The organism is Ochrobactrum sp. SFR4, assembly GCF_019730395.1.
Lineage (GTDB): Bacteria > Pseudomonadota > Alphaproteobacteria > Rhizobiales > Rhizobiaceae > Pseudochrobactrum.
The window spans coordinates 1-289 of record NZ_JAAPBB010000637.1; the positions used below are offsets into that span (position 1 = coordinate 1).

Genomic DNA, 289 nt, shown 5'->3' on the forward strand with positions numbered 1-289 from the left:
TGCTAACCGCCGCTTGAGAACAGGAATAATAAAAATCTCCGCAGATAACGGTTTTTTACAATCTTAAAATACAAAATATACATTCACGATGGCGTGACGGATACAAAAACCAGGCATCGTGTGGTCGGGAAACCGGCTGGCAGCGATTCAGTTTTTTTGAAATGCAGCTGTTTAATTACCATGCATGATTTGAATTTCGTCGCTCTTGCGTTTAAGAAAAGCTCGAAAAGCGCAGGCGGATATCTCTTGTTGCGTGAGACAATTTTAGTTTTGAGAAGATAATGGCCGG

Annotated in this window: 1 protein-coding gene; it reads right to left on the minus strand. The window is 41.5% G+C overall.

The genetic code is table 11. From position 1 onward, the window contains the following. Positions 1-83 precede the first annotated feature (83 nt). On the minus strand, positions 84-289 hold a 206-nt coding region (locus HBA93_RS20605), incomplete at its 5' end, for a hypothetical protein (protein WP_221724513.1).